The sequence below is a fragment of the Rhizobium sp. 18055 genome (assembly GCF_902706285.1).
GTDB lineage: Bacteria > Pseudomonadota > Alphaproteobacteria > Rhizobiales > Rhizobiaceae > Rhizobium.
In genome coordinates this window covers 1-436 of sequence record NZ_CACSKD010000304.1, presented here as the reverse complement: position 1 = coordinate 436, position 436 = coordinate 1, and the positions used below count along the sequence as shown (strand labels likewise).

The window sequence follows — 436 nt, the reverse complement described above, 5'->3', positions numbered from 1 at the left end:
GTGCTGCAGGCCTTCGCGCCGGCCACGGGAGAGCGGGTGCGGGCCGGGGCGCGGCTCTGGCAGGTGTCGTATGGCGAGCGCGACCCGGACACGGCGTCGGTGGCGGCGCCGGTGTTCTCGGTCACCGGTGAATTGCAGGGCGCGATCGCCCTGTCGGGCCCGCGGCAGCGGCTGTCGCCGCCCCAGGCCATGCTGGCCGCCTGCCGCGACGTGCTCCGGGCCTCCGCCGAGGCCACCCGCAGCCTCGGCGGCGATGCGGGGCCGTACGAAGCGGAGATCGAGGCGCTGGAACCCGGGCTGTTCGCCGACGTCCCCGCCTGAGCGCGGCGGGCACGCCGGACGCCGCCCGCGGCACCGCTGGTGCTGGCGCTACCCCAGCCGGCCGGCAGCGAACACCACGACCACGCCCGCGCCCACCACGCCCGCCTGCCAGCGC

At 78.2% G+C, this 436-nt stretch carries 1 protein-coding gene; it reads left to right on the top strand.

What is annotated here, in order from left to right; all coding sequences use genetic code 11:
• The coding region (locus tag GVL52_RS32195) for an IclR family transcriptional regulator C-terminal domain-containing protein (RefSeq protein WP_280179132.1) at positions 1 to 321 on the top strand (321 nt) is incomplete at its 5' end.
• Between the last annotated feature and the right edge of the window lie 115 nt (positions 322 to 436).